The 3,390-nt window shown below is 57.1% G+C and carries 2 protein-coding genes; one reads left to right on the top strand and one right to left on the bottom strand.

What is annotated here, in order from left to right:
* Positions 1-87: 87 nt before the first annotated feature.
* Positions 88-1,398 carry a DUF1015 domain-containing protein gene (locus PGY33_RS13400; RefSeq protein ID WP_270479026.1) on the bottom strand — a complete coding sequence of 437 codons (1,311 nt, stop codon included), beginning with the start codon at positions 1,396-1,398 and terminating at the stop codon, positions 88-90.
* Between the two features lie 208 nt (positions 1,399-1,606).
* Here PGY33_RS13400 and ptsP point away from each other — a divergent pair, with 208 nt between their 5' ends.
* Positions 1,607-3,322, top strand: coding sequence for a phosphoenolpyruvate--protein phosphotransferase (gene ptsP, locus PGY33_RS13395; RefSeq protein WP_118479491.1), 1,716 nt, complete (start codon positions 1,607-1,609; stop codon positions 3,320-3,322).
* The last annotated feature ends 68 nt before the right edge of the window (positions 3,323-3,390 follow it).

Raw genomic sequence — 3,390 nt, 5'->3', positions numbered from 1 at the left:
TACTTGATGTATTACCGTGAAACTGCAACAAAGTCAGGACACAAAATTTCCGCAAAGCACCGCCGCTTTAATTGTGCGGTGTTGCCTTTACTTTACGATGGTCTTTGCCTCCATGTAGTAGCGCTTCTCGTGCGCCTCACCCATGGAGAAGGTCTTGCGCGGCAGAACACCGTCGAAAACAACGCCGCGGAACAGGTCGTTCTTGGCGATGTCCGGCAGGATGAAGCCGAGGTTGCCCGGCTTTTCCGCCAGCGAAACAACAACGTCCGTGCCGTGGATGTAGTCGACCTTCGCGGAGGTGTGGGTTTCAAGATAAGCGTCCAGACCGGTCTGGATGGTAGCGACCGGAATGGCCCACTTCGGGTTCTCGACAACAAACACGCCCGACTTGTTCGCCGAGCAGAACGGGAAGAAGTGCACGTTTTCACTCTTGGGAGCCTCGTCGGCAACGTAAGCCTTGCAGCCTTCGCCGTTGTAGAAGTCGGTCAGTGCGCCGAGCAGCTCATCTGCGTCTACGCCGAACAGAGCACGGTGGATCGGCTCGATGATCAGGCTCTCGTCATGGATGTTGACAACCTCAACGAGTGCAAAACGTGCCGGATGGTTCTCCTGCTCCTCGGCAGTCAGGTCCTTCTTGACCTCTTCCCAGTACGCCTTTGCGGTGGCCATGGAGTGGTTGCCGTCGCCTACTGCATACGGCAGCAGCGCCTGTGCATCCGTGCAGCCGTACTTCTTGTTGAAGGTCTCACGATCGCAGAGTGCTTCGAGCTTGGCCTCGATGACCTCGGTCTCCGGACCGTTCGGCAGGAACCAGCCGGTGATATGGCCGCCGTTCTGCATCAGGTCGGTATCGTACAGCTTGTCATAAGAGGCGGTCTGCTCGAACAGCGGCTCGATGATCTGACGGTCGGGATCGTCGATCAGGATCATAATGTGCGGCAGCTCCAGGCACGCACCCTGACGAACCTTGAGACGGGGCGGAATACGCTCGACAACCGTCTTTTCGGTCGGGCGGATGAGGGATGCGGAACCGGGCGTGTATTCATACGCTTCCAGATCGACCGACAGCACGATGCCGCGGCGCGGGCAGGAGCCGCCGGACCAGCGCTCGGTCAGAACGACGCCGGCGGGCAGGGTGCGCAGCGTGCCGTCCTGCACATACTGCTGCATGGTCTGATGGATTTTCTCCGTGCGGGCAGCAACGTCCGCGTCCTCCAGATAAACTTCCGGCAGGGTCAGACGCAGGGTAGAGGGTGCGTCACCGACGGCCTTATCAGTCTCGGCCCAGTAGTCCGGCTGAGAGGTGTACTGGTCGCAGGCGATGACTGCCCACTTGGACAGATCCACGCCTTCACGCGGAAACATGATCTCGGGAATACGAGTGCAGCGATTAGCCATAATTATCCTTCCTCCAGTAGAAGTAGTGTGGAATGCCTCTATTATAGCAGACAAATCCCGAGTGCGGCACTCGTTTTTAAAAAATAAATGTCGGTTTGCAGAAAAAACTTTATTTGCTTGACGAAAGTATAGGGATGTTGTACAATATAATATAGGTTTGGTTGCGAAATTTGTATAAAAATACAATCGTAAAAACGGAGGAAAACCCATGGTTAAATTCAAGGCTATCGGCGTTTCGGAGGGTCTGGCGAAGGCAAAGGCTCTCGTTATCAAGGAAGAAGATCTTTCGGTCGTTAAGGAGACCGTTGCCGATGCGGAAGCCGAATGCAAGCGCGTTCTCGACGCAGTGGAAAAAGCCAAGCAGCAGATCGAAGTGCTGCGTGACGATGCGGAAAAGAATATCGGTGCGGCTGAGGCGGAAATTTTTGACGCGCATCTGATGATGCTCGACGACCCTGATTTTGTCGAGGGTATGACAAACATTGTAACGGATGAGAAGGTTTGCGCGGAGTACGCGTGCTTTGTCAACTGCGAGAACTTTCAGGCGATGTTCCGCGCGCTCGACGACGAATATATGCAGGCGCGTGCAGCAGACATCGGTGATATTTCTCAGCGGGTCATTAAGAATCTGAAGGGCATTGCGGACAACGCGATTGACACGATCACTGAGCCGTGCATTATTGTGGCGAACGACCTTACGCCGTCCGACACGGCGAAGATCGGCGGCAAGCCGGTTGCCGGTTTTATCACGAAGATCGGCGGCCGCACGAGCCATTCGGCGATCATGGCGCGTTCGATGGGCATTCCGGCGATTGTCGGTGCCGGCGAGAAGGCGGACGAGATCGCGGACGGCGACCTGCTGCTGATCGACGGCGCGGCAGGTGAAGTAGTCGCGCAGCCGGATGAGCAGACGCTTGCCGACTTTGCGGAGCGCCAGAAGGCCGATGCGGCGCATCGTGCCATGCTCGCGCAGTACAAGGATAAGGAGGGCGCGACCTCGGATGGCCGCCGTGTAATTATCGAGGGCAACATTGGTACGCCGGATGACGCGGTCCGCGTAGCGGAGCTTGGCGGTGAAGGCGTTGGTCTGTTCCGCTCGGAGTTCCTGTTCATGGATCGTACCGACCTGCCGAGCGAGGAAGAGCAGTTCGCCGCCTACAAGAAGGCGTGTGAGATCATGCAGGGCAAGCCGGTTATCATCCGCACGCTGGACATCGGCGGCGACAAGGAAGTGCCCGCACTGGCGCTGGAGCAGGAACAGAATCCGTTCCTCGGCTACCGCGCGATCCGCATTTGCTTGAATCAACCGGAGCTGTTCCTGATTCAGCTTCGCGCGCTGCTGCGTGCCGCGCAGTACGGCGATCTGCGCATTATGTTCCCGATGATTTCGTCGGTGGATGAGGTGCGTGATGCAAAGCAGGTGCTCGAGCAGGCGAAGGACATGCTGACCGCGGAAGGCGTACCTTTCAACCCGAACGTCAAGGTCGGCATTATGGTCGAGATTCCGGTGGCGGCTGTCTGCGCGGATGTGCTGGCGAAGGAGGTTGACTTCTTCTCGATTGGCACGAACGACCTGATTCAGTATTCCTGCGCGGTGGACCGCATCAACGAGAAGATTTCCTACCTGTACCGTCCGCTTCATCCGGGCGTGCTGCGCCTGATCGCCATGACGGCCAAAGCAGCGAACGAGAACGGTATCGAAGTCGGCGTATGCGGCGAGATGGCAGGCACGGCCGGCATGGCGCCGGTGCTGTGCGGTCTCGGCGTGACCAATCTGTCCATGTCGGCATCCGCAATGCTGGCAGCAAAGGCAGACCTTGCAAAGCATTCCTACGACGAATGCAGGGAACTGGCTAATAAGCTGCTCGCGTGCGCAAGCGCGTCTGATGCAGAGCGTATTTTCACGGACTGGAGAGAGTCCTGAGTAAGAGTAAAAAGCCGCCGTTTCCCTGTGAACTGCACCCCATTTGTTAGACAGTATGGTATACTATC

Origin of the sequence: Butyricicoccus sp. AF18-9LB, from assembly GCF_027684505.1 — a bacterium.
Taxonomy (GTDB): Bacteria; Bacillota; Clostridia; order Oscillospirales; family Butyricicoccaceae; genus Agathobaculum; species Agathobaculum butyriciproducens.
The sequence above is the reverse complement of the archived record's forward strand: the minus strand, read 5'-3'. Positions and strand labels throughout refer to the sequence as shown.

What these genes read in the sequence shown, in the direction of transcription:
- ptsP (WP_118479491.1), top strand. Translation starts at nt 1,607, where the DNA reads ATGGTTAAATTCAAGGCTATCGGCGTTTCGGAGGGTCTGGCGAAGGCA.
- PGY33_RS13400 (WP_270479026.1), bottom strand. Translation starts at nt 1,398, where the DNA reads ATGGCTAATCGCTGCACTCGTATTCCCGAGATCATGTTTCCGCGTGAA.